Annotated in this window: 23 protein-coding genes; 17 read left to right on the forward strand and 6 right to left on the reverse strand. The window is 72.1% G+C overall.

All coding sequences use genetic code 11. The features are described from left to right. Window positions 1–15 precede the first annotated feature (15 nt). The 13 genes from V9U70_RS20130 to V9U70_RS20190 all read left to right on the forward strand — a co-directional run bounded on the left by V9U70_RS20130 (window position 16) and on the right by V9U70_RS20190 (window position 15,458). The gene (locus tag V9U70_RS20130) at window positions 16–1,254 is read left to right on the forward strand and encodes an N-acylneuraminate cytidylyltransferase (protein ID WP_336677145.1); all 1,239 of its coding nucleotides are present in this window, start codon (window positions 16–18) and stop codon (window positions 1,252–1,254) included. Between the two features lie 12 nt (window positions 1,255–1,266). Continuing rightward, on the forward strand, window positions 1,267–2,199 hold the full coding sequence (locus V9U70_RS20135) for an N-acetylneuraminate synthase family protein (RefSeq protein WP_336677147.1): 933 nt from the start codon (window positions 1,267–1,269) through the stop codon (window positions 2,197–2,199). A gap of 10 nt (window positions 2,200–2,209) precedes the next feature. Continuing rightward, window positions 2,210–3,241 carry a hypothetical protein gene (locus tag V9U70_RS20140; RefSeq protein ID WP_336677149.1) on the forward strand — a complete coding sequence of 344 codons (1,032 nt, stop codon included), beginning with the start codon at window positions 2,210–2,212 and terminating at the stop codon, window positions 3,239–3,241. 77 nt (window positions 3,242–3,318) lie between these two features. Further along, window positions 3,319–4,482 carry a DUF262 domain-containing protein gene (locus tag V9U70_RS20145; RefSeq protein WP_336677150.1) on the forward strand — a complete coding sequence of 388 codons (1,164 nt, stop codon included), beginning with the start codon at window positions 3,319–3,321 and terminating at the stop codon, window positions 4,480–4,482. Then, complete coding sequence (locus tag V9U70_RS20150; protein WP_336677151.1) at window positions 4,479–5,591, forward strand: DUF3696 domain-containing protein; 1,113 nt, start codon at window positions 4,479–4,481, stop codon at window positions 5,589–5,591. The genes V9U70_RS20145 and V9U70_RS20150 overlap by 4 nt, the downstream gene beginning before the upstream one ends. Before the next feature lie 13 nt (window positions 5,592–5,604). Continuing rightward, on the forward strand, window positions 5,605–6,546 hold the full coding sequence (locus V9U70_RS20155) for a hypothetical protein (protein ID WP_336677152.1): 942 nt from the start codon (window positions 5,605–5,607) through the stop codon (window positions 6,544–6,546). Between the two features lie 199 nt (window positions 6,547–6,745). Then, window positions 6,746–7,981 carry an amidohydrolase gene (locus tag V9U70_RS20160; protein WP_336677521.1) on the forward strand — a complete coding sequence of 412 codons (1,236 nt, stop codon included), beginning with the start codon at window positions 6,746–6,748 and terminating at the stop codon, window positions 7,979–7,981. Between the two features lie 355 nt (window positions 7,982–8,336). Continuing rightward, on the forward strand, window positions 8,337–9,374 hold the full coding sequence (locus V9U70_RS20165; RefSeq protein WP_336677153.1) for a BMP family lipoprotein: 1,038 nt from the start codon (window positions 8,337–8,339) through the stop codon (window positions 9,372–9,374). A gap of 286 nt (window positions 9,375–9,660) precedes the next feature. Continuing rightward, on the forward strand, window positions 9,661–11,256 hold the full coding sequence (locus V9U70_RS20170) for an ABC transporter ATP-binding protein (RefSeq protein ID WP_336677523.1): 1,596 nt from the start codon (window positions 9,661–9,663) through the stop codon (window positions 11,254–11,256). Then, on the forward strand, window positions 11,253–12,365 hold the full coding sequence (locus tag V9U70_RS20175; protein WP_336677155.1) for an ABC transporter permease: 1,113 nt from the start codon (window positions 11,253–11,255) through the stop codon (window positions 12,363–12,365). Before V9U70_RS20170 ends, V9U70_RS20175 begins: the two co-directional genes overlap by 4 nt. Beyond that, a complete protein-coding gene (locus V9U70_RS20180; protein ID WP_336677156.1) occupies window positions 12,362–13,648 on the forward strand; it encodes an ABC transporter permease in 1,287 nt (428 codons plus the stop codon). The genes V9U70_RS20175 and V9U70_RS20180 overlap by 4 nt, the downstream gene beginning before the upstream one ends. Further along, on the forward strand, window positions 13,645–14,067 hold the full coding sequence (locus V9U70_RS20185) for a cytidine deaminase (protein ID WP_336677157.1): 423 nt from the start codon (window positions 13,645–13,647) through the stop codon (window positions 14,065–14,067). The genes V9U70_RS20180 and V9U70_RS20185 overlap by 4 nt, the downstream gene beginning before the upstream one ends. 113 nt (window positions 14,068–14,180) lie before the next feature. After that, window positions 14,181–15,458 carry a thymidine phosphorylase gene (locus V9U70_RS20190; protein ID WP_336677158.1) on the forward strand — a complete coding sequence of 426 codons (1,278 nt, stop codon included), beginning with the start codon at window positions 14,181–14,183 and terminating at the stop codon, window positions 15,456–15,458. A gap of 101 nt (window positions 15,459–15,559) precedes the next feature. Here V9U70_RS20190 and V9U70_RS20195 read toward each other — a convergent pair whose 3' ends face one another. Then, window positions 15,560–15,886 (reverse strand): hypothetical protein, encoded by a 327-nt coding sequence (locus V9U70_RS20195; RefSeq protein WP_336677160.1) that lies wholly within the window; start codon window positions 15,884–15,886, stop codon window positions 15,560–15,562. 64 nt (window positions 15,887–15,950) lie between these two features. Between V9U70_RS20195 and V9U70_RS20200 the strand changes: the two genes are divergently transcribed. Continuing rightward, a complete protein-coding gene (locus V9U70_RS20200; RefSeq protein ID WP_336677162.1) occupies window positions 15,951–16,325 on the forward strand; it encodes an STAS domain-containing protein in 375 nt (124 codons plus the stop codon). A gap of 132 nt (window positions 16,326–16,457) precedes the next feature. Here the strand turns inward: V9U70_RS20200 and V9U70_RS20205 are convergent, their stop codons facing one another. From V9U70_RS20205 to V9U70_RS20215, 3 genes are all read right to left on the reverse strand, one after another. Beyond that, window positions 16,458–17,474, reverse strand: a complete 1,017-nt coding sequence (locus tag V9U70_RS20205) for a sigma-70 family RNA polymerase sigma factor (protein WP_336677164.1) — start codon at window positions 17,472–17,474, stop codon at window positions 16,458–16,460. Window positions 17,475–17,687: 213 nt separating this feature from the next. After that, entirely contained in the window at window positions 17,688–18,104 is a 417-nt protein-coding gene (locus tag V9U70_RS20210) for a DUF6336 family protein (RefSeq protein ID WP_336677166.1), read from the reverse strand. Window positions 18,105–18,178: 74 nt separating this feature from the next. Then, on the reverse strand, window positions 18,179–19,528 hold the full coding sequence (locus tag V9U70_RS20215; protein ID WP_336677168.1) for an MFS transporter: 1,350 nt from the start codon (window positions 19,526–19,528) through the stop codon (window positions 18,179–18,181). A 62-nt stretch (window positions 19,529–19,590) separates the two neighbouring features. On the opposite strand from V9U70_RS20215, the gene V9U70_RS20220 reads away from it, so the two are divergent. Beyond that, window positions 19,591–20,544 (forward strand): LysR family transcriptional regulator, encoded by a 954-nt coding sequence (locus V9U70_RS20220; protein ID WP_336677169.1) that lies wholly within the window; start codon window positions 19,591–19,593, stop codon window positions 20,542–20,544. Window positions 20,545–20,661: 117 nt separating this feature from the next. Here the strand turns inward: V9U70_RS20220 and V9U70_RS20225 are convergent, their stop codons facing one another. After that, window positions 20,662–21,423 (reverse strand): alpha/beta hydrolase, encoded by a 762-nt coding sequence (locus V9U70_RS20225; RefSeq protein ID WP_336677171.1) that lies wholly within the window; start codon window positions 21,421–21,423, stop codon window positions 20,662–20,664. A gap of 103 nt (window positions 21,424–21,526) precedes the next feature. Between V9U70_RS20225 and V9U70_RS20230 the strand changes: the two genes are divergently transcribed. Both V9U70_RS20230 and V9U70_RS20235 read left to right on the forward strand, forming a co-directional pair. Next, window positions 21,527–22,681: an adenosine deaminase gene (locus tag V9U70_RS20230; RefSeq protein WP_336677173.1), complete on the forward strand. Its 1,155-nt coding sequence runs from the start codon at window positions 21,527–21,529 to the stop codon at window positions 22,679–22,681. A 134-nt stretch (window positions 22,682–22,815) separates the two neighbouring features. Continuing rightward, on the forward strand, window positions 22,816–23,118 hold the full coding sequence (locus tag V9U70_RS20235; RefSeq protein ID WP_336677176.1) for a hypothetical protein: 303 nt from the start codon (window positions 22,816–22,818) through the stop codon (window positions 23,116–23,118). An 88-nt stretch (window positions 23,119–23,206) separates the two neighbouring features. Here the strand turns inward: V9U70_RS20235 and V9U70_RS20240 are convergent, their stop codons facing one another. Next, window positions 23,207–23,413, reverse strand: a complete 207-nt coding sequence (locus tag V9U70_RS20240) for a PspC domain-containing protein (RefSeq protein WP_336677178.1) — start codon at window positions 23,411–23,413, stop codon at window positions 23,207–23,209. Between the last annotated feature and the right edge of the window lie 36 nt (window positions 23,414–23,449).

Below are 23,449 nucleotides of genomic sequence, written 5' to 3' on the forward strand. Positions count from 1 at the left end.
GCGTCAGGAGCCCCCATGTCCCCGACCGTCCTCGCCGTGATCCCCGCCCGCGGCGGATCGAAGGGCGTCCCCGCCAAGAACCTCGCCGAGGTCGGCGGCATCCCCCTGGTGGGCCGCGCGGTCCGGGCCGCGCTCGGCGCCCCCGAGGTCACCGACGTCGTCGTCACCACCGACGACGGGGTCATCGCCGAGGCCGCCCGCACGGCCGCCGCGCACCTCGGCGAAGCCCACCGGCTGCACTGCGTCGAGCGCCCCGCCGCCATCGCGGGCGACACCGCCACCAGCGAGGCGGCCGTGCTGCACGCCCTGGACGTCTACGAGGCCGAGCGCGCCCGGAGCGTGGACGTCGTCCTGCTCGTCCAGTGCACGAGCCCGTTCGTCTCCCGCGAGGACATCGACGGGGTCGCCAGGGCGGTGGCCCACGAGGGCGCGGACACCGCCGTCACCGTCGCCCCGTTCCACGGCTTCGTCTGGCGCGACGGGCACGCGGTCGAGGAGAGCACGTACGGCGTCAACCACGACAAGTCCGTCCGCCCCCGCCGCCAGGACCGTCCCCAGGACTACCTGGAGACCGGGGCCGCGTACGCCATGGACGCGTCGGGCTTCCGCACCCACCGCCACCGCTTCTTCGGCGACACCGCCCTCGTGCCCACCGACCCGGCGCGGGTGCTGGAGATCGACGACCCGCACGACCTGGCCCGCGCCCGCGCGCTCGCCCCGCTGCTGGACCCCGCCCCGCTCCCCACCCGCGCGGACGTGGACGCGGTCGTCCTGGACTTCGACGGCACCCAGACCGACGACCGGGTCATGATCGACTCGGACGGCCGCGAGACCGTCGCCGTGCACCGGGGCGACGGACTCGGCATCGCCGCACTGCGCCGGGCCGGCGTGCCGCTGCTGATCCTCTCCACCGAACAGAACCCGGTCGTCGCCGCCCGCGCCCGCAAGCTCCAGGTCCCCGTCCTGCACGGCATCGACCGCAAGGACGAGGCGCTCAAGCAGTGGTGCGACGAGCAGTCCATCGCCCCCGACCGGGTCCTCTACGTCGGCAACGACGTCAATGACCTGCCCTGCTTCTCCCTCGCGGGATGGCCCGTGGCGGTCGCCGACGCCCACGACTCGGTGCGCGCCGCGGCGCGCGCCGTCACGACCACCCCCGGCGGCTACGGCGCCGTCCGCGAGATCGCGGCCTGGCTGCTGGGCCCCACCCTCACCACCCCGAACCCCTCTGTCCCCACAGTCCCCACCACGTAAGGAAGCACCACCATGAGCACCTCCCGCCTGCGCACCTTCGGCTCCCGCACCGCCGGCCCCGGCAACCCCGTCTACATCACGGGCGAGATCGGCATCAACCACAACGGCGACCTCGACAACGCGATCGCGCTGATCGACGCCGCCGCCGAAGCGGGCTGCGACGCCGTCAAGTTCCAGAAGCGCACCCCGGAGATCTGCACCCCGCGCGACCAGTGGGACATCGAGCGCGACACCCCCTGGGGCCGGATGACGTACATCGACTACCGCCACCGCGTCGAGTTCGGCGAGGCCGAGTACCAGGCCATCTCCGAGCACTGCGCGAAGCGCGGCATCGACTGGTTCGCCTCCCCGTGGGACACCGAGGCCGTCGCCTTCCTGGAGAAGTTCGACGTGCCCGCCCACAAGGTGGCCTCCGCCTCCCTCACCGACGACGAGCTGCTGCGCGCCCTGCGCGCCACCGGCCGCACGGTGATCCTCTCCACCGGCATGTCGACCCCGAAGCAGATCCGCCACGCGGTCGAGGTCCTGGGCAGCGACAACATCCTGCTCTGCCACGCCACGTCCACCTACCCGGCGAAGGCGGAGGAGCTGAACCTGCGGGTCATCAACACCCTCCAGCAGGAGTACCCCAACGTCCCGATCGGCTACAGCGGCCACGAGACGGGCCTTCAGACCACGCTGGCCGCCGTCGCGCTCGGCGCCACGTTCGTCGAGCGCCACATCACCCTGGACCGCGCCATGTGGGGCTCCGACCAGGCCGCCTCCGTCGAGCCGCAGGGCCTGAGCCGTCTGGTCCGCGACATCCGCACCATCGAGCAGTCGCTCGGCGACGGCGTCAAGAAGGTGTACGAGTCCGAGCTCGGCCCGATGAAGAAGCTCCGCCGCGTCGCGGGCGTCGTCGCCGAGACCGAGAGCGCCCCGGCCCCCGAGCCGGCCGCGGTCTGAGCGCCGACCGGTGAACCTCGCCTTCGTCGAGAGCCCGGTCCAGCTCCTGAACGTCCTGGAGTGGGTTCACACCCAGGGGGGAGACGATCCGGCCGGCACCACGGTCGTCGTCCTCCCCCCGGTCGACCCGATGTCGCGCGGTCAGCTGCGCCGGATGGCGGAGCTGGCCCGCGACGAGGGCGTCACCGTGCGCTGGCAGGAGGCGCGCGGCGAGTCCGGCGCGCCCCTGAAGGCCCTGCGCGCCCTGGCCGGGCTGGTCAGGCGCGCGGACCACATCGTGATCGGCGACCCGTTCTCGCGCTACGTCCAGCTCCTGCTCACCCTGGTCCGCGCCGACCGCCTCACGGTGGTCGACGACGGCACGGCCACCATGGAGTTCGTCGCCCAGCTGTCCCGGGGCGAGCGCCTGACGCGCTGGCACCGCCGGGGCCGTACGGGCCCGCGCGAACTGGTCCTGGCCCCGGTCACCGCCACGGCCCGCCGCCGCTTCACCCCGACGGCGGGCCACAGGGTCGAGGTGTTCACAGCGATGCCGGTCGAGGCTCCGCCCGGCATCGCGGTCATCGCCAACACCTTCGCCTGGACCCGCGCCCGCTTCGGCCCGCCGAGCATCGGCAAGGGGGCCGACCTGGTCGGCACCTCCCTGGTCGAGACGGGCGTCGTCGACCCCGCCCCGTACCAGGAGGCGGTCTCGGCCCTGGCCCGCACCCACGGGGCGACCCGCTACTTCGCCCACCGCCGCGAATCCGCCGACAAGCTCCACGCACTGGAGGCCGCCACCGGCCTGGAGATCGTCCGCCCGGACCTCCCGCTGGAGCTCATCGCCCGCCGCGGCCCCATCGGCCGCACGATCGTGAGCTTCCCCTCCACGGTCGTCCACACCCTCCCCCTCGCCCTGGCCGGCACCGGCGTCCGGGTCGCCGTCTGCGACATCGCCCCGGAATGGCTGCGCGCCACCGCCTCGCCCCGCGCCCACGGGTTCCTGAGCGGGGTCACGGAGACGGCGCGGGGGGTGCAGCGGCTGACCTCGGTGGCGACCTGAGGGCCCCGTGCCCGACCGGTACGGGCCCGGCCCGCTCGCGGTTCCGGGCCCCGGAGGCCCCGGATACGATCGGAGCCATGACGACCTCGCAGAGCCCGGCAGCGCCTGACGTCAAGGAGGAGCACTTCCTCGACGCCCCCACAGGCATCGAGGCGGAGACCGAGGACGAAGAGGTCCCCGAGATCGAACGGCCCTGGAAACCCGAGCAGATCCGGGTGAACACCAAGCAGTTCTCGCTGCGCAACGCCCTGGACATGATCGACGACGAGTCGCTCGAACTCGCTCCCGACTTCCAGCGCGGCCGGGTGTGGAAGCACGTGCAGAAGTCCCGCCTGATCGAGTCGGTCCTCCTGCAGATCCCCCTGCCCGCCTTCTACTTCGCCGAGGACGCCGACGGCTTCATGCGGGTCGTCGACGGACTCCAGCGGCTCTCCACGATCCATGACTTCGTCCGAGGCCAGGAGGGCTTCGCCCTCAAAGGTCTCGAATACCTGCAGGAGACCGTGGAGGGAAAGCGGTTCGACGACCTGCCCGCGCCGTGGAAACGCCGTATCAACAACGCGCAGATCATGGCTCACGTCATCGACCCGACCACACCTCCGGATGTCATGTACGACATCTTCAAGCGGATCAACACGGGTGGGACGCCACTCAACGCGCAGGAGATCCGGCACTGCATGAGCAAGGACCGCAGCCGTTCGATCCTCAAGCGGATGACGCTCACGGCCGCGTTCGACACGGCCACCAACGGCCTGGGCGGTCATACGCGGATGAACGACCGGGAGATGGCCCTGCGCTTCGCCGCCTTCTGGCTGCACGGGCCGGGCGGGTACCTCGACTTCGGGTCGATGGACTCCTTCCTCCAGCGCACCACCACCATGCTGGACCACCCGAACGACGTGGACGACGCCACGGTGGAGCAGTTGGAGGCCGCCTTCCGCCGGGCGATGGAGAACGCCCGGGTCGTCTTCGGCGACCAGGCGTTCCGCAAATGGCCGCAAGGGCCCGACACGGGGAAGTACCCGATCAACCGTGCCCTCTTCGAAGCGTGGGCGATCACCCTGGACGACTACGACCCCAGCGATCTGGCCCGCCGGTCCGGGGCCATCGTCGACGCGGCCCGCCATCTGATGACGGTGGACTACCGCTACCTGGACTCCATCACCTCCTCCACCGGTGACGCCCGCCGCGTGATGTACCGCTTCGAGACCACGGCGAAGGCCGCGGAGGCCGGACGGTGATCACCTCACTGACCCTGCGCCACTTCAAGCGCTTCGCAGAGGCCGCTTTCGCCCTGCGGCCCCTGACCGTGCTCACCGGCCTCAACGGGACCGGGAAGAGCACGGTCATCCAGGCGCTGCTGCTCGCCCGCCAGTTCTCCGACGCCCCCGCCCGCAGGGTGGTGCAGCTCAACGGCCCGTACGGGCTGGCGCTCGGCGAGGCGCACGAACTCCAGCACCCCGACGCCCCGGACTCGGTCATCGGGGTGCGCGTGGAGTGCGACGGCGGCCGGACCGTGTGCGACATGCGTTTCACCGTGCCCGACGAGCAGGCGCTCTACCTGGACGCATCGGCCACCGAGGACGCCCCGCCCGACGAGCTCAGCGGGGACCTGAGCACGTTCACCTATCTGTGCGCCGAGCGGCTCGGGCCCCGCGACCAGCTCGACGTCTCGGCGGAGCACCCGGACCTCCTCGGCGTCGGGGTGCGAGGGGAGTACACCGCCCAAGTGCTCGCCCTGCACGACAGCAGACCGGTGCGCGAGGAGTTGCAGCACCCCGACACGGCGTCCACCCACGGTGTCACCGTCGTCCGCACCCAGGTCGAGATGTGGGCCTCCGACATCATCCGCCCCATCGAGATCAGCGCCCAGTGGCCGCCGGGCATCACGGCGAGCACCATCCGCTTCCGGGAGCCGGGGCTGCTGAGTGAGGCGATCCGCCCCGCCAACATGGGTTTCGGCTTCTCCTACGCCCTGCCGGTGATCGTGGCCGGCCTGCTCTCCCGGCCCGGCGACGTGCTCGTGGTGGAGAACCCCGAGGCCCATCTGCACCCGGGGGGCCAGTCCCAGCTGGGCCGTTTCCTGGCGAGGGTCGCGGGCGCGGGGGCCCAGGTGGTCCTGGAGACCCACAGCGACCATGTGCTCAACGGCGTCCGGCTGGCCGTGGCCGAGGACCGGGTGGTCGCCCCGGAGGCGACGCTGATCCACTACTTCGGCGACCGGGAGGCCGGGTCCGTGCCCCTCGACCTCAACTCCAGGGGCGAGCTGACCGACTGGCCGGAGGGCTTCTTCGACCAGATCGAACGGGACCTGGGGAGGCTGGCGCGTGCCAGGCGCAAGGCCAGATGAGCCGTTCCGGTTCGTGGTGGACGAATCGTCCTTCGACTTCCGGGGGCTGACGGAAGAGCGTCTGACGGACCTGCTCGACGCGTTCACCGACGCCCTCACCGAGCTGACCGAACGCCACGCGGTCGCCGTCTCCCCCTGGTGGGTCGAGGCCGAGTGCGCGGACGGCAAGCAGCTCTACGACGTCCTGTACGAGGGGGAGGCGCCCCGGGCGGGCCGTGACGCCCGGCTGAGGATGGTCCGTCTGATGGACCGCTGCCCCTCCTGGGACACGGAGACGGCGGGCCTGCCCGACGAGGTGGAGCCGGCGGGGAGCGGCCCCCTGTTCGCCCTGTCGGTCGGCTACGCCTGGTGGCACGCGACGCGCGGACACCACGTGGGCTGCCTCGTCTTCCCGGTGGCCGAGCGTCGTGGCTGGCTGAAGGTCGCCGCGAAGGCGGCGCCCGCGTCCGCCGCGATCGAGAAGGACGTCTACTTCCTGTCCGACCCCTCGGCCCTCCCGGGATTCTGGCGGGAGCTGTTCAGCCGGGAGGACGTCGCAGAGCACGCCTTCTTCGAGCGGGCGCGCGAAGCCTTTCCCGACGTGGTCTTCGCCCGGTCCCTGACCTTCCGCACCTTCGACGGCGCCTACGGCGAGATGCGCGACTGGGTCGTCCAGGTGCTGTCGGTGGTGCACGACCACTTCGCTCCGGCCCTGGTGAAACACGCGGGCAAGCCCTCTGACGTCAAGGCGGAGCTGGGGCGCCACGGGATCGACCTCTCGCCGGAGAGCCCCCTGACCCGCTCCAAGCCCAAGGTCATGAGACAGCGGGACGTCGAGCACGAGGAGGAGACCTACCGCTGCGAATGGCACGCCAAGAAGGAGCGCCACCGCAACCGGATTCACTTCAGCCTGCCGCAGCAGCGCCTCGGCGGCCGCGTCCTCATCGGGGTGTTCGTCGACCACCTCGACACGTAGGGCTCCACGGGCGACGAGGCGGCCGGGCGGGCGGGCCCCCGAGCCCGCCCCGCGACCCACCGGAAAAGCGCAATGTATACCCGCCGCTACCACGCGTTACACGCCCTTACGGAAACTTCATTCGCCTGTGCGGCTGAAGTTTTGTTGATCTGTGGCCAGTTGGGGGGCCTGTGGGCCTACCCTTCACCAGGTGAACCAGTTGAAGTCCCGTGCCTCCCGCCCCCACGACCCGGCCGGCCGGCCCGGGGGAGGTGAGCTGCCCGGCAGGCTCTCCGACGAACTCCGTGCCGAGCTGATCGCCTTCCGCCGGGATCTGCACATGCACCCCGAGCTCGGCAACCAGGAGTTCCGCACCACCGCCGCCATCAAGGACCGGCTGGAGAAGGCCGGGCTGAAGCCGAAGGTGCTCGCCGTGGGTACCGGGCTCATGTGTGACGTGGGAGAGTGGGACGGGACGACGCCCATGCTGGCGTTGCGGGCGGACATCGACGCGCTGCCGATCCCGGACACCAAGGCGGACGTGGCCTACCGGTCCACCGTGCCCGGCCGGGCCCACGCCTGCGGCCACGACGTGCACACCGCCGCCGTGCTGGGGGCCGGGCTGGTGCTCGCCGGCCTCGACCGGCAGGGGCTGCTGCCGAACGCCGTGAGGCTCGTCTTCCAGCCCGCGGAGGAGGTGCTCCCCGGCGGAGCGGTCGAAGCGATCGAGTCGGGGGTGCTGGAGGGCGTCGGGCGGATCATCGGGGTGCACTGCGACCCGAAGGTGGACGTCGGGCGGATCGGGCTGCGGATCGGTGCCATCACCTCGGCCTGCGACCGGCTGGAGATCACGCTCGACGGGCCCGGCGGGCACACCGCCCGGCCGCACCTGACCACCGACCTGGTGACCGCCGCCGCCCGGGTCGCCGTCGACGTCCCGGCCCTGCTCGCCCGCCGCGTGGACGCCCGGTCGGGGCTCGCGCTGACCTGGGGACGGCTGGAGACGGGGCACGCCCCCAACGTCATCCCTCAGCACGCCGAGCTCTCCGGCACCGTCCGCTGTCTGAACCTGGAGGCCTGGCGGGACGCCCCCGACCTGGTGCACGCCGCCGTGGACGAGGTGGCCGGAATGCACGGGGCCAAGACCGTCGTCAACTATGTGCGCGGGGTGCCGCCCGTGGTGAACGACGCCGAGAGCATCGGCCTGCTGGACGCCGCGATGACCGAGCGCCGCGGATCGTATGCGATCGAGGACACCGAGCAGAGCCTGGGCGGCGAGGACTTCTCCTGGTACCTGGAGCGGGTGCCGGGCGCGATGGCCCGCCTCGGCGTCCGCACCCCGGGCGACACGCGCGGGCTCGACCTGCACCGCGGCAACTTCGACGTGGACGAGGAGGCGATCGCGGTGGGGGTCGAGCTGTTCACCGCCGCGGCGCTGTTCGACGGGAGGCGCTGAGCGGGCCCGCCCCGCAAGGGGGGAGCCCTCCGCGGACGCCCACGGCGCCCGGACCGGGATCGTCGTCGGCGCCCCGGGGGAGCGCGGAGCGCCTCCGGGGCCCGCGGGCTGCGACCGGGCCCCGGAGGCGGAGGGTCCGGGGCCCGGCGGGGAGGGGCGCGGCGTCGTAGGCTGACGGGCGGGCCCGTCACGCGGGCGTCGCCTTCCGAAGGGGGCCGACGACCCCGGGGGACCTCGCGCTTCGATCTGGTAACGACTCATGAACTGGGGCTAAACAGATATCTACGCGCGTTACGATCGCCGCGAAACCAGCGCCGGAAGAGGCGCTTTCGGCCAGTCTGAAGGGACCCTCCTCGTGCGCCGGGTATCCAAGATCACCGCCGCGTGTGCTGTCGCCGCGGCCCTCGCGCTCACCGCCACGTCGTGCGGCGAGTCGTCCACCGAGTCCAGTGGCTCCGAAGGCAAGCTCAAGGTCGGCATGGCCTACGACGTCGGCGGTCGGGGGGACAACTCCTTCAACGACTCCGCGGCCCGTGGCCTCGACAAGGCCAAGGCCGAGCTCGACGTCGAGACCAAGGAGCTCACCGCCAAGAGCGGCGAGACCCCGGCCGACCGCGAGCAGCGCCTCACCTCGCTCGCCGAGGGCGGCTACAACCCGGTCATCGGGGTCGGCTTCGCCTACCAGGCCGCGATCGAGAAGGTCGCCACGTCGCACCCGGACACCACGTTCGGTCTGATCGACTCGGTCTCCGACGCCGAGAACGTCGCCTCCATCGTCTTCACGGAGGAGCAGGGCTCCTACCTGGCCGGTGTCGCGGCAGCGCTGAAGTCCAAGGACGGCCGGGTCGGCTTCATCGGCGGCGTCGACCTTCCGCTGATCAAGAAGTTCGCCGCCGGCTTCCAGCAGGGCGTGAAGGACACGGACCCGAAGGCCGAGGTGCAGATCCAGTACCTGTCCACGGGCTCGGACCTGTCCGGCTTCGGCAGCCCGGACAAGGGCAGGGCCGCCGCCAAGGGCATGCTCGACAAGGGCGCCGACGTGATCTTCGCCGCCGCGGGCGGTTCTGGCGCCGGTGCGATCGAGGCCGTGGCCAACAAGGAGGGCGCCTGGGCCATCGGCGTCGACTCCGACCAGGCCAAGGACCCGGCCCTGTCGAAGTACGCCGACTCGATCCTGACCTCCGTCGTCAAGAACGTCGACAGCGGGGTCTTCGACCTCATCAAGTCGGTCGAGGAGGGCAAGCCGCTGTCCGGCACCCAGGCGTACTCGCTGGCCGAGGACGGTGTCAGCCTGACCACCACGGGCGGCCACCTCAGCGACATCCAGGGCAAGATCGACGAGGCGAAGAAGAAGATCGTCGACGGCTCCATCGAGGTCAAGACCACGACCTGACCGTCTGCTGGCATCGGGGTCCGGAAGCGCGGCTTCGGTCGCTTCTCCGGGCCCCGACGCACGTACCCGCCCTCACCGGAGCGCCCGGTATGCGGGCACATGTCCGTCGTCCGCTCGCCGGCCGGCGGCCGATCGGTGGCGCTACGCGCGTAGCTTCTGTCGGGCGCGGTATTTTCGCCACCCCGCCTGCCACGCCCGCCCCACGCCTTACCGCCCCGTCCCCCGATCGCGGCAACGCCGCCCTCCCCGTCCTCCCACCCTCCGCTCCTGTCAAGGAGAGTGCGTCATCAAAGCGTCCAGCAGTCCTCATGCCGTAGAGCTCCGCGGCATCACCAAACGATTCCCCGGGGTCGTGGCCAACCACGACATCGACATCACCGTGAGCCGCGGCACCGTGCACGCCCTCGTCGGCGAGAACGGCGCCGGGAAGTCCACCCTGATGAAGATCCTCTACGGCATGCAGAAGCCGGACGAGGGGACCATCACGGTCGACGGCGAGCAGGTCTCGTTCGACGACCCCGGCGACGCCATCGGGCGTGGGATCGGCATGGTGCACCAGCACTTCATGCTCGCCGACAACCTCACGGTCCTGGAGAACGTCGTTCTCGGTTCCGAGCGGTCGTACGGGATCGGGGGCCGTGCCCGCGCCAAGATCGAGGAGATCTCCGAGGCGTACGGCCTCGGCATCCGCCCGGACGTCATGGTCGAGGACCTCGGGGTCGCCGACCGGCAGCGGGTGGAGATCCTCAAGGTCCTCTACCGCGGCGCCCGCACCCTGATCCTCGACGAGCCGACCGCCGTGCTCGTGCCGCAGGAGGTCGACGCGCTCTTCGACAACCTCCGCGAGCTCAAGGCCGAAGGCCTCACCGTCATCTTCATCTCGCACAAGCTGGGCGAGGTGCTCTCCGTCGCGGACGAGATCACGGTGATCCGGCGCGGTACGACGGTGGGCACCGCGGACCCCGCGCAGACCACGCCCAAACAGCTCGCGGAGCTGATGGTCGGCAGCGAGCTGCCCTCGCCGGAGACCCGTGAGTCGACCGTCACCGACATCCCGATGCTGACCGTCGAGGACCTGAGGCTCACGGTCACCGACCCGGACGGCGTGGTGCGGGCGGTGCTCGACGGCATCACCTTCACCATCCGCAAGGGCGAGGTGCTGGGCATCGCGGGGGTCGAGGGCAACGGGCAGTCCGAGCTGGTCGACTCCATCATGGGCATGCGCCACCTCGACACCGGCGTCCTCACCCTGGACGGCGCCGACATCTCGCGCACCCCCACCCGCAAGCGGCGTGAGGGCGGCATGGCGGTCATCCCCGAGGACCGCCACCGGCACGGCCTGCTGCTGAACGCCCCCCTGTGGGAGAACCGCATCCTGGGGCACGTCACAGAGAAGCCCAACAGCCGGGGCTGGATGCTGGACAACGGCGCGGCCCGCGCCGACACCGAGCGCATCGTGCGCGAGTACGACGTCCGCACCCCGGGCATCGAGGTCACCGCGGCGTCCCTCTCCGGCGGGAACCAGCAGAAGCTGATCGTCGGCCGCGAGATGAGCCACGCCCCCAAGCTCCTGATCGCCGCCCACCCCACCCGTGGCGTGGACGTCGGCGCGCAGGCGCAGATCTGGGACCAGATCCGCGAGGCCCGCCACGAAGGGCTGGCCGTCCTGCTGATCTCGGCCGACCTGGACGAGCTGATCGGGCTCTCCGACACCCTGTGCGTCATGTACCGCGGCCGTCTGGTCGCCGACGCCGACCCGGCCACCATCACCCCCGAAGAGCTCGGCTCCGCGATGACCGGCGCGGCCTCGGGGCATCTCGAAACACCGGACGCCGGCGGCGACGCCGGCACCGACCCCCGGGACGGGGGAGAGGACCGATGAAGAAGTTCGACAAGGAGCGGCTGCTCCTGGGCATCGCGGCCCCGGCACTCGCGATCGTGGTCGCGTTCCTGGTGACCGCGCTCGTACTGGCGGCCACCGGCAAGGAACCTTTCAGCGCCTTCGGCATCATGTTCGACTACGGGCTGAAGTCGGACAGCCAGGTCTACATCCTGAACAAGGCGACGACCTACTACCTCGCGGGTCTCGCGGTGGCCGTCGGCTTCCGGATGAACCTGTTCAACATCGGCGTCGACGGCCAGTACCGCCTGGCGGCCTTCTTCGCCGCCGCGCTCGGAGGCGCGCTGACCCTGCCCGGCATCCTCCAGATTCCGCTGATCATCCTCACGGCGATGATCGTCGGCGCCATGTGGGCCGGTATCGCCGGTGTCCTCAAGGTCACCCGGGGCGTCAGCGAGGTCGTCTCGACGATCATGCTGAACGCCATCGCGACGGCCGTCATCGGCTACCTGCTCCAGCAGGGCCGTCTCGGCCACCTGGACGAGGCGGGCACGAAGATCTCCACCAACCCGATCCCGGAGTCCTCGCACTTCTTCGAGATCCCGACCACGCCGACCCCGGTCTGGGGCTTCATCGTGGTCGCGGCCGTCGCGGGCGTCGCCTACTGGTTCGTGCTCTCGCGCACCCGGTTCGGCTTCGATCTGCGCACCGTCGGCCAGTCCGGCTCCGCCGCGCAGGCCAGCGGCGTCGACGTCAAGAAGATGGTCGTCACCTCGATGGTCCTCTCCGGCGCCGTGGCCGGCCTGGTCGGCATGCCGACGCTGCTCAACGACAGCTACGAGTACAGCGGCGACTTCCCGATCGGCATCGGCTTCACCGGTATCGCCATCGCCCTCCTGGGCCGCAACCACCCCGTCGGCATCGCCCTCGGCGCGCTGCTGTGGGGCTTCCTGGAGCGCGGTTCCGGAAAGCTCGAGTTCGAGGGGTACGACAAGGAGATCGTCGGCGTCATCCAGGGCGTCATCGTCCTGTGCGTCGTCATCGCCTACGAAGTCGTCCGCCGCTACGGCGTCAAGCGTCAGCAGAGCAAGGTGGGCGAGGAGCTCGCCGCTCAGGCCCGTAACTCCGACCAGCAGGAGGTGTCGGCGTGACCGCCACGGCGACTTCCACCCCGCCCCCGGCCTCCAAGGTCTCCGGCGGCAAGGGCGGCCGTACTCGGTTCTCCCTCCCCGTCATCCTGCTGATCGTCGCGGGCGCGCTCCTGGCGCTCTCCGCGGTGCGGGCCATCACCGGCGCGCAGGACGTCACCTCCGCGGGCCAGATCAGCGCCGCGCTGGCCATGGCCGTGCCGATCGGCCTCGCCGGTCTCGGCGGCCTCTGGTCGGAGCGGGCCGGTGTGGTCAACATCGGCCTAGAGGGAATGATGATCCTGGGCACCTTCTTCGGCGCCTGGGCCGGCTGGCAGACCGATCCCTGGATCGGCGTCCTCGCCGGCATCGTCGGCGGCATGCTCGGCGGGCTGCTGCACGCCGTCGCCACCGTCACCTTCGGTGTCGACCACATCATCTCCGGTATCGCCATCAACATCCTGGCGCTCGGCTTCACCACCTACCTCGCCAAGCTCTGGTTCAACACCGGCGAGGCGGCGGCGATGGGCGGCAGCCCCAAACAGTCACCGCCCGCCGACAGCATCACCACCGTGACGGTCCCCGGACTCTCGGACTGGCTGCACTCGCTGGCGCAGCACCACTGGTTCTTCGTCTCCGACGTGGCGGGCGTCCTCGGCGGCCTGGTCACCAACGTCTCCGTGCTGACCCTCGTGGCCCTCGCTCTCTTCGTGGCCACCTTCTTCATCCTGTGGAAGACGGCCTTCGGGCTGCGGCTGCGCTCGGCCGGCGAGAACCCCGTGGCCGCCGAGTCGCTCGGCGTGAACGTCTACCGCTACAAGTACATCGCAGTGATCGCCTCCGGCGGGCTCGCCGGACTCGGCGGCGCCTTCCTCTCCCTGGTCACCTCGCACATCTACAACGAGGGCCAGACCGGTGGCCGCGGGTACATCGGCCTCGCGGCGATGATCTTCGGCAACTGGCGGCCCGGCGGACTCGCCATGGGCGCGGGCCTGTTCGGCTTCGCCGACGCGCTCCAGCTCCGCAACGGCGGCGACTCCGTCCACGCGCTGCTGCTGCTCCTCGTGGTGGTGCTGGCCGTGCTGGCGGCCTGGAAGCTCTACCGCAAGAAGTTCGTGCCCGCCGCGATCAGCGGGGTCATCGCCGCGGTGGTCCTGGTCTGGTACCTCGCGACGGACACCGTGCCGACCGAGTTCGTCAGCGCCACGCCGTACATCGTGACGCTGCTCGTGCTCTCGCTCTCCGCGCAGCGGCTGCGCATGCCGAAGGCGAACGGCATGCGGTACCGCAAGGGCGAGGGCAAGTGACGCCGCCCTCCCCCGAAGGCCGGTCCGCCTTCGGCGAGGCCGACTGGGAGACCCTGCGGGAGGCCGCCCGGGACGCCATGTCCCGGGCGTACGCCCCCTACTCGGGTTACCCGGTCGGTGTCGCTGCCCGGGTGGACGACGGCCGCACGATCACCGGCTGCAACGTGGAGAACGCCTCCTACGGCCTCTCGCTCTGCGCCGAGTGCGGTCTGGTCTCCGCGCTCCACGCCACCGGCGGCGGCCGGCTGACCCACTTCACCTGCGTGGACGGCGCCGGGGCGATCCTGGTGCCGTGCGGCAGGTGCCGGCAGCTGCTGTACGAGTTCGGCGGACCCGGCCTCCTCCTGGAGACGCCGGAGGGCCGGCGGACGCTGGACGCGATGCTGCCGCAGGCGTTCGGCCCGCAGCACCTCGGATGAACCCCTGACCCCGGCGATGGCCCTTCCTTCCCGGAAGGGCCATCGCCGTTTTCCCTCTCTATGCGCGTAGAGTCGTCGGGACTCTGCGTACGCACCCGGCCGGAAGGACTCCCATGGACGCCATCTCCGTCATCCGCACCAAGCGGGACCGAGGCGAGCTGACCCCCGAGCAGATCGACTGGGTCATCGACGCGTACACCCGCGGCGAGGTCGCCGACGAGCAGATGTCCGCCCTGGCCATGGCGATCCTGCTCAACGGCATGAACCGCGCCGAGATCGCCCGCTGGACCGCCGCGATGATCGCCTCGGGCGAGCGGATGGACTTCGCCGCGCTCTCCCGTCCCACCACCGACAAGCACTCCACCGGCGGCGTCGGCGACAAGATCACCCTGCCGCTCGCCCCGCTGGTCGCCGCCTGCGGCGCCGCCGTGCCGCAGCTCAGCGGACGCGGCCTCGGCCACACCGGCGGCACGCTGGACAAGCTGGAGTCCATCCCCGGCTGGCGGGCGCACCTGACGAACGAGGAGATGCTGGACGTCCTCGACACCACCGGCGCGGTCATCTGCGCCGCAGGTGACGGTCTCGCCCCCGCCGACAAGAAGCTGTACGCGCTGCGCGACGTCACCGGCACCGTCGAGGCGATCCCGCTGATCGCCAGCTCGATCATGTCCAAGAAGATCGCGGAGGGCACCGGAGCGCTCGTCCTGGACGTCAAGGTCGGCTCCGGCGCCTTCATGAAGAACATCGAGGACGCCCGCGAACTGGCCTCCACCATGGTCGCGCTGGGCACCGACAGCGGGGTGCGCACCGTCGCGCTGCTCACCGACATGTCCACCCCGCTCGGTCTCACCGCCGGCAACGCGCTGGAGGTCCGCGAGTCGGTCGAGGTGCTCGCCGGCGGCGGCCCCAGGGACGTCGTCGAGCTCACCCTGGCGCTCGCCCGCGAGATGCTGGACGCGGCCGGCCTCAAGGACGCCGACCCGGAGAAGGCGCTCGCCGACGGGTCCGCGATGGACGTCTGGCGCCGGATGGTCTCCGCCCAGGGCGGCGACCCGGACGCGGCGCTCCCGGTCGCCCGCGAGCAGCACGTGGTGACCGCCCGCTCCTCCGGCGTGCTGACCCGCCTGGACGCCTACGACGTCGGCGTCGCCGCCTGGCGCCTCGGCGCGGGCCGGGCGCGCAAGGAGGACCCGGTGCAGGCGGGCGCGGGCGTCGAGCTGCACGCCAAGCCCGGCGACACCGTCACCGAGGGCCAGCCGCTGATGACGCTGCACACGGACACGCCGGAACGGTTCGACTACGCGCTGAAGGCGCTGCCGGAGGCGTACGACGTCGCCCCGGCCGACACGTCGTTCGCGCCGCCGCAGGTGGTGCGCGAACGCATCGCCTGACCTGCGCTTTCCTCGTACGGGTGAACGGGACCGGCGGACTGCCGCCGGTCCCGTTCGGCATGGACGGTCCCCGCGGCGGGCCGCCGTCGTGCGAGTGGCGACTACCTTCCGTCCCCGGTGACGTGCCCGGTCACGCGCCCGGTCACCTGCACAGGTAGGAGAGCGCCGGTGATCTCGTCGCCCTCACGGACGACGCCGTAGTCCTCGTCCACCAGCGGGCCGAACACCGCGGTGTTCACGGACTTCGTGTACGTCTTGCCCGCCTTGTCCGTCGCCTCCTCGCCGACCTGGCAGTTGGCCTCGTACGTCGGCCAGCCGTCCGCGTCGACCGGGCCCTGCTGGTCGAAGTCGAAGGTCCAGGCGACCTCGTCCGCGGTGGAGACATACAGCGTGCGGGTGCCGGGCAGCTTCTGATCGACCGAGGTCACCCAACTGCCGCCCCGCGTGGGCAGGAAGGGGGGAGCGGTGATCGAGCCCGTACGGAGGGGGCCGATGAATTCGGCCCGCCGGTCCGGTCTGCCTGGTGTGGACGCCGAAAACCCGATCGCCCTGACCGTGACCGGCCGGATCAGCCGTGCCGTCGTACCCGACCTCTGCGCCGAGCTGGAGCGTGCTCTCTCGGGCCCCCGGGGAGCCGCCCTCGCCCCGGGCGCCTCGGTCGACTGCGATGTGGGCGGGGTGATCCGGCCTGATCTGGTCCTTGTCGAGGCGGTGGCCCGGCTGGGGCTCGTCGCCCGCCGGTCCGGACGCACCCTGCGGCTGCGCCGCGTACCCCCCGAACTGCGGGCCCTGCTGGCCCTGGTGGGGCTGGCCGACGTGGTCGCCCTGGGGGAGGGCCCGGAGGAGCGGGCGGCGGGCCCGCACTGACGCCGGAGGAACGGGCGGCGGGCCCGTACGGGGTCGTGGACCACCGTGGCACGGGCCCGCCGGTCCCCCGAGGAGGCCGGCGGGCCCGCGGACCCGGGCGCCTCGCGGGACGGGGGGCCCGGCCGGTGACTCCTACGCGTCGGCCGGCAGCCGGTCCGGCAGCCCGAACAGCGGGAACCAGCGCGGCACGTCCAGGAAGCAGTGCATCCCGGTGATCGCCCCGTCCCGGACGTCGATGACCTGCACCGCCCACGGCACGAAACCGGGGCCCTCCGCGTCGGGCTTGTAGTGCGCGAAGGCCGGGGAGCCGTTGGCCGACACGGGCACCAGCTTCGAGCCCGCGCACGCGGCGCCGATGGTGGTCATGAAGCCCGTGATGTCGCCGGCGCCCCGCAGCCACAGGTCGAACGGCGGCATCGTCATGACCGCGTCCTCGTGGAGCAGCGCGGTCAGGGCGGCCATGTCATACCCCTCGAACGCCTTCACATAGCGCTCCAGCAGCTTCTGCTGCTCCTCGTCGAGCGGGTCCGCCGGATCACCGGCCCGGCCCTGGGTCTCGGTCAGTGTGGCGCGGGCCCGCTGAAGGGCGCTGTTGACCGAGGCGACCGAGGTCTCCAGCAGCTCCGCGACCTCCGCGGCCTTCCAGGCCAGCACCTCGCGCAGGATCAGCACCGCACGCTGCTTGGGCGGCAGGTGCTGGAGCGCGGCGACGAACGCCAGGCGCACCGACTCGCGCGCCACGGCCGCCTCCGCCGGGTCCTCGACCGAGGGCAGGACGCGGCCGTCGGGCATCGGCTCCAGCCACACGTTCTCCGGGCGCGGGTTGAGCGCGGCCTGGGCGAGCGGGGTCGGGCCCGACAGGTCGACCGGGCGGGCCCGCTTGTTGCCCGCGCTCAGCATGTCGAGGCAGACGTTGGTCGCGATCCGGTAGAGCCAGGAGCGCAGGGAGGAGCGGCCCTCGAACTTGTCGAAGTTGCGCCAGGCGCGGACCAGGGTGTCCTGCACGGCGTCCTCGGCCTCGAAGGCGGAGCCGAGCATCCGGTAGCAGTAGCCGGTCAGCTCGGTCCGGTGTCCTTCGAGACGGCTGTCGATTCCGGCGGCGCCGGCGTCCGCCGCCGCCCCTGCGGCCGTCGTGCTCAGATCGTTCATCGCTCCACCCCTGTCGCGCGCGGCCGCGCCGTGGCATCCGTCTCCCGGTACGTCGGAAGCTACCGCAGGCCACCGACAGCGCGGGCGGAAAACGGCCACGGGGCGACGGCGGCCGTGGCCGCCGCGCCGGACATCCGACGCCCGCAGCGGCCTCCCGTACGTCTCGCCGCCCGGCAGGGCGCGGCGAGCCGGTCCCGGTCCCGGCACAGGCCGTCAGGCGCCCCACAGCCAGGAACCGACGGCGGCCGACGCGACGAGTTCCCCCAGGCCGAAGGCGACCGGAACGGGCGCCAGCAGGAAGGCGCCCGTCCGGACGAGGGAGGGCGCGACGATCGAGACCACGTCGTGGGGGGAGGCCGTCGTGGCGAAGTCGCGCCAGCGCAGGACGTCCCCGAGGCCGCAGGCCCACAGGAACAGCCCGGTCAGCAGCGAGACCGCGCCGGTCACCAGCCCCAGGGCGGCGGTCGCTTCCAGGAGGTCGACGCGGTGGACGTGGTCCTGGAGGACGAACGCGGCGACGGCCACGCAGGCCGCCGCCCCCACCCCGTACGCCGCGCCGCGGGCCACGACCGCGCCCAGGCGCAGCCGCGGTTCGAGTATCCCGTCCGCGCCTCTGCTCAGCCGTCCCATGGTCGCCCCCGTCCCACCGCCGCACCGTAGCAGCGGGCCCTGTGGCCGGCCACGGGCGTGGCCGGCGGGCCGGTTCAGCGGGCGGCGGGGACGAGCGCCCGCCGCTCGGCACGGGCCACCCGCGTCCCGTACAGCGTGATGGAGACGACGCAGAGGACCGCGAGCAGGCCCAGGGCCACGGTCGCCGCCCAGCCCCCCGCGTGGAAGGCGACGGCGCCCAGCGTGCCGCCCGCGCTGGAGCCCAGGTAGTACGCCGACTGGTAGAGCGCCGAGGCCTGCGCCCGGCCCGTCGTCGCGGTCCGGCTGACCGACGAAGAGGCGACCGCGTGCCCGGCGAAGAAGCCGGCCGTGATCAGCACCAGGCCCAGCAGCACGGCGGCCAGCCGGTCGGCCAGCGAGAGCAGGAGTCCCGCGGTCGTCGTGGAGACCGCCAGGTACAGCGCGCCCCGGCGGCCGAGCCGTGCCACCAGCTGTCCGGCCGCGGCGGAGGAGACCGTGCCGACCAGGTAGATGAGGAAGATGGAGCCGATGATCCCCTGCGGCAGGCTGAACGGCTCCTCGACCAGCCGGTAGCCGATCACCGTGTAGACGGCGCCGAACACCGTCATGAACAGGGCGCCGATCGCGTACAGCCTGACCAGCAGCGGGTCGGCCAGATGGCCGGCGACGGTCCCGGCCAGGGCCCTCGGGTTCAGCGAGCCCGGGTGGAAGTTCCGGGCCCTGGGAATCAGGAGGTGGAAGACGAGGGCGCACACCAGTGCCAGCAGCCCGACGGCGCCGAGTGCCGCGCGCCAGCCCCAGACCTGAGCCACCCAGCCGGCGAGGATGCGGCCGCTCATGCCGCCGATGCTGTTGCCCGCGACGAACAGTCCGATGGCGGCGATCAGTGCCTTGGGCCGTACTTCCTCCGCGAGATACGCCATCGCGGAGGCCGGGAGTCCGGCGAGCGCCGCGCCCTGGAGGGCCCGCAGCGCGATCAGCCAGCCCATCGACGGTGCGAGGGGCACCAGCAGCCCGACCGCCACCGCGACCAGCAGCGAGGCCGTCATCATCTGTCGCCGCCCGAACCGCTCCGAGAGCGCGCTCAGCGGCAGCACGCACAGCGCCAGCGCGCCGGTCGCCGCCGAGACCGTCCAACTCGCCTGCCCGGCGCTCGCGCCGAAGTCGGCGGAGACGGCGGGCAGCAGCGCCTGGGTGGAGTAGAGGAGGGCGAAGGCCGCGACACCGGCGGCGAAGAGGGCGAAGCTCATCCGGCGGTAGCCGGGGCGGCCGGGCTCCAGGCGCTCGGCCGCCGGAGGCGGCGGGGGCGCGGGGGCCTGCGCGGGCGCGGGAGCCGGCCCGGTGCCGGAGGGGGAGGAAGCGGGAGACGACGGGGCAGAGGCATCCACGGTGAGGGTGGATGCCCCGGTACTGGCGGGAGGCATACGTCGAAAGTAGGCCCACCGGTTTCATGCGTCCAATGCACGAACTCGTCATAATCAATCCCATGGCGCATGAACGCAGCTCACAGCCCCGGCTGTCACCGAGTAGTTACGAAGAAGACATCCGGGCCGTCCTCGCGCCCCGCCTCGCGTACTTCGAGGCGGTCGCCCGCCACGAGCACGTCACCCGCGCCGCGCACGAGCTGGGCGTGCCCCAGTCGACGCTCTCGCGGGCCATGGTCCGGCTCGAAGCGGACCTGGGAGTCGCCCTGTTCGCCCGCGCAGGCCGCACCGTCTCGCTCACCCCGGCGGGCCGCACCTTCCTCGCCTCGGCCGAACGGGCTCTGGCGGAGGTGGAGAAGGCCGCCGACTCGGTCCGCGCCGACGCGGACCCCGCGGCGGGCCGGGTCTCCTTCGGCTTCCTGCACACCATGGGCTCCGAGACCGTGCCCGCCCTGATCCGCGCGTTCCGGGTCGACCACCCCCGGGTCCGCTTCCAGCTCGTGCAGAACTACGGCGAGGCGATGATCGAGCGGCTGCGCGCGGGCGGCCTCGACCTCTGCCTCACCTCTCCGGTGCCCGACGCCCCCGACCTGGTCACCCGCCGCCTCGACGAACAGCGGCTGCGGCTGGTGGTCCCCGACGACCACCGGCTCGCGGGCCGCCGCCGGATTCGGCTCGTGGAGGCCGCGGAGGAGAAGTTCGTCACCCTGGAACCGGGGTACGGGCTGCGCCGGATCACCGACGACCTCTGCGCGGCGGCGGGCTTCACCCCGCGGGTGGCCTTCGAGGGCGAGGAGGCCGAGACCCTGCGCGGTCTGGTCGCCGCGGGCCTCGGAGTGGCCCTGCTGCCACCGCCCGCGTTCGCGCGCCCCGGGGTCGTCGAGCTGACGGTCACCGCTCCGCGCGCGGTCCGCGAGATCGGCGTCGCCTGGCTGGACGGGCACCCCGACACGCCGCCGGTCGCCGCCTTCAAGCGCTTCCTGCTCTCGCGCCGGGGGCACCTGCTGCCGGACTGAGCCGGCAGCCCCGCTCGCAGCCCGCGCGGGCNGCGAGCGGGCGGCTGTCGCCCTCGTCCGCGTCTCGTCCGTGCGGGCGTCCCGCGGCCACGGCGCGCCCGTCCGGCCGCCGCTGCCTCAGTGCCGCAGCGACCGCCCGAACCCGCCGGCCAGCGGCATCCGCAACCCGAGCGGCGGCGGCGCGGCGAGCGCGTCCGTGACCGGGCGGGCGTAGGACCGGGCGAACAGCGACCCGCGGACGAAGTCGGCGGCCAGCGCCACCACTTCGGCGCGGTGCTGGCGAAGCGCGTGCCCGTCGGAGTGGACCTCGAAGCGGCAGGTGTCCCGGTTGGACTTCTTCGCCCGCTCTGCCAGCCGGAAGGACAGCTCCGGGTCGGTGCGCTCGTCGTTGGTGCCGTGCACGATCAGCACCCGCCGCCCCAGGAGCTGCTTCACCGGCTCCGGTTCCGCGGCCGACTGCTCCGGCAGCCAGGGGGCCATGGCCAGCACCGAGGTGACCGCGGCGTGCCCGGCGGCCCGCAGCGCCGCCCGGCCGCCCATCCCGCGGCCGACCAGGCAGACCGGCACGTCCCCGTAGAGCCGCTGGACCTCGTCGGCCCCCCACGCGGCGTCCTCGGCCGGATGCGCGTCGGCCGCGTTCCAGCCGCGCCAGCGGTAGCGCAGTACGTGCACCGCGAGCCCGTCGCCCTCCCCGGCGCGGGCCAGGGCGCGGGCGAACGGCAGCTGGGCCGCGTACGACAGGGAGGACGGGCGGCGCCGTGAATCGGCCTCGCCGTCGGGGAGCAGCAGAACCACGCCGCTGACCTCGTATGGTGCTCCGGCCGTCTGTACGGCCCGTCCCAGCCTCGGTGCGGGCAGGGGGAGTGCGCGCTGTGCCATGACAGAACAGTGTCAGAAGGTCAGGTGTACGCCACCCGACTTCACGGTCACTGTTGCGCATCGACACGCGGCGCTCTACGCGCGTAGGCGCTAGAGTGCCCAGATGACGAGCCAGACCCCGAACGTTCCCGATTCCGACCAGATCCGGCGCGCCCCCAAGGTGCTCCTCCACGACCACCTCGACGGCGGCCTGCGGCCGGGCACAGTCGTCGACCTGGCCCGCGCGCAGGGCTACGACTCCCTCCCGGAGACCGAGGCCGACAAGCTCGGCGCCTGGTTCCGCGAGGCGGCCGACTCCGGTTCGCTGGAGCGCTACCTGGAGACGTTCGCCCACACCTGCGCCGTCATGCAGAGCCGTGACGCGCTGTTCCGGGTGGCCGCGGAGTGCGCGGAGGACCTCGCGGAGGACGGCGTCGTCTACGCCGAGATCCGCTACGCCCCCGAGCAGCACCTGGAGGGCGGACTGACCCTCGAAGAGGTCGTCGAGGCGGTCAACGCGGGCTTCCGCGAGGGCGAGCGCGTCGCCCGCGCCAACGGCCACCGCATCCGCGTCGGCGCCCTGCTCACCGCGATGCGGCACGCGGCCCGCGCGCTGGAGATCGCGGAGCTGGCCAACGCCTACCGCGACCAGGGCGTCGTCGGCTTCGACATCGCGGGGGCGGAGGCCGGCTTCCCGCCCACCCGACACCTCGACGCCTTCGAGTACCTCAAGCGCGAGAACAACCACTTCACGATCCACGCGGGCGAGGCCTTCGGCCTCCCGTCGATCTGGCAGGCCCTCCAGTGGTGCGGTGCCGACCGGCTCGGCCACGGGGTGCGGATCATCGACGACATCGAGGTCGCCGACGACGGCTCGGTCGCCCTCGGCCGCCTCGCCTCCTACGTACGCGACAAGCGCATCCCGCTGGAGATGTGCCCGTCCTCCAACCTCCAGACGGGCGCGGCCGCCTCGTTCGCCGAGCACCCGATCGGACTGCTGCGGAAGCTCCACTTCCGCGTCACCGTGAACACGGACAACCGGCTGATGAGCGGGACGAGCATGACGCGGGAATTCGAGCAGCTGACCGAGGCATTCGGATACACGCTCGATGACATGCAGTGGTTCACAGTCAATGCGATGAAATCAGCTTTCATTCCTTTCAACGAACGTCTCGCGATGATCAACGACGTCGTCAAGCCCGGATACGCGGAGCTGAAGTCCGAGTGGCTTTTCCATCAGACCGCTGTGACCAGCGGCTCTGCGGGGACCGCGAGCTGACGTCACCGGTGGGGAAGACGGCCCGGGAGCGGAATCCGGGCCGTTTCCCGCGTGTCGGGATGTTTGCGGAGGCGGCGGTGGGGTGGCTAGCTTGCAGAGCCGCTCGCGTCCCCTTCCCCAAGGATGAATTCGCCATGAAGAAGTCTGCCGCCAAGACTCTCGGTGTCGCCGCCCTCGGCGCCGCTTTCGCCGCTGCCGCCGCAGGCAGCGCCTCCGCCGTCCCCTCCCTGCCGCTCGACGCCGCGGCCGGGGCGCTCCCCGTCTCCACGATGGCGCTGGACTCCGTCGCCAAGTCGGCCCAGTCCGCGCCAGTCCAGGAGACCGTCGGCAAGGTCCTGGGCGGCGACGCCACCGACGCGGCCGCTCCGGTCACCGGGCTGCTCGGCGGCCTGCCCACCCAGGGCCTCACCGCCAACGGGATTCCGCTCGGCGGCTGATCGCGTCCCGCGTCATGCCGATGGGGCGCACACCCCGGTCCAGGGTGTGCGCCCCATCGCATCGTCACCGCTCCCCGTGGAGCCCGCGTCACCAGGCCGTCGCGGACGAGGCGGACTTCTCCGAGGGCAGCAGCGCCCACAGCGCCAGGTAGAGCAGGAACTGCGGGCCGGGCAGCAGGCAGGAGACGACGAAGATGGCGCGCATGGTGCCTGCGGAGGTGCCGAAGCGCCGTGCCAGCGCCGCGCACACACCACCGATCATGCGGCCTTCGCGGGGGCGGACGAGTGCGGCCATGATGGACTCCTTCGCGAACCGTTGCCACAGGAGCAG

The organism is Streptomyces pratensis (genome assembly GCF_037137275.1).
GTDB classification, from domain to species: domain Bacteria; phylum Actinomycetota; class Actinomycetes; order Streptomycetales; family Streptomycetaceae; genus Streptomyces; species Streptomyces pratensis_B.

What these genes read in the sequence shown, in the direction of transcription:
- V9U70_RS20130 (WP_336677145.1), top strand. Translation starts at nt 16, where the DNA reads ATGTCCCCGACCGTCCTCGCCGTGATCCCCGCCCGCGGCGGATCGAAG.
- V9U70_RS20135 (WP_336677147.1), top strand. Translation starts at nt 1,267, where the DNA reads ATGAGCACCTCCCGCCTGCGCACCTTCGGCTCCCGCACCGCCGGCCCC.
- V9U70_RS20145 (WP_336677150.1), top strand. Translation starts at nt 3,319, where the DNA reads ATGACGACCTCGCAGAGCCCGGCAGCGCCTGACGTCAAGGAGGAGCAC.
- V9U70_RS20175 (WP_336677155.1), top strand. Translation starts at nt 11,253, where the DNA reads ATGAAGAAGTTCGACAAGGAGCGGCTGCTCCTGGGCATCGCGGCCCCG.
- V9U70_RS20190 (WP_336677158.1), top strand. Translation starts at nt 14,181, where the DNA reads ATGGACGCCATCTCCGTCATCCGCACCAAGCGGGACCGAGGCGAGCTG.
- V9U70_RS20200 (WP_336677162.1), top strand. Translation starts at nt 15,951, where the DNA reads ATGAATTCGGCCCGCCGGTCCGGTCTGCCTGGTGTGGACGCCGAAAAC.
- V9U70_RS20205 (WP_336677164.1), bottom strand. Translation starts at nt 17,474, where the DNA reads ATGAACGATCTGAGCACGACGGCCGCAGGGGCGGCGGCGGACGCCGGC.
- V9U70_RS20210 (WP_336677166.1), bottom strand. Translation starts at nt 18,104, where the DNA reads ATGGGACGGCTGAGCAGAGGCGCGGACGGGATACTCGAACCGCGGCTG.
- V9U70_RS20215 (WP_336677168.1), bottom strand. Translation starts at nt 19,528, where the DNA reads ATGCCTCCCGCCAGTACCGGGGCATCCACCCTCACCGTGGATGCCTCT.
- V9U70_RS20220 (WP_336677169.1), top strand. Translation starts at nt 19,591, where the DNA reads ATGGCGCATGAACGCAGCTCACAGCCCCGGCTGTCACCGAGTAGTTAC.
- V9U70_RS20225 (WP_336677171.1), bottom strand. Translation starts at nt 21,423, where the DNA reads ATGGCACAGCGCGCACTCCCCCTGCCCGCACCGAGGCTGGGACGGGCC.
- V9U70_RS20230 (WP_336677173.1), top strand. Translation starts at nt 21,527, where the DNA reads ATGACGAGCCAGACCCCGAACGTTCCCGATTCCGACCAGATCCGGCGC.
- V9U70_RS20235 (WP_336677176.1), top strand. Translation starts at nt 22,816, where the DNA reads ATGAAGAAGTCTGCCGCCAAGACTCTCGGTGTCGCCGCCCTCGGCGCC.
- V9U70_RS20240 (WP_336677178.1), bottom strand. Translation starts at nt 23,413, where the DNA reads ATGGCCGCACTCGTCCGCCCCCGCGAAGGCCGCATGATCGGTGGTGTG.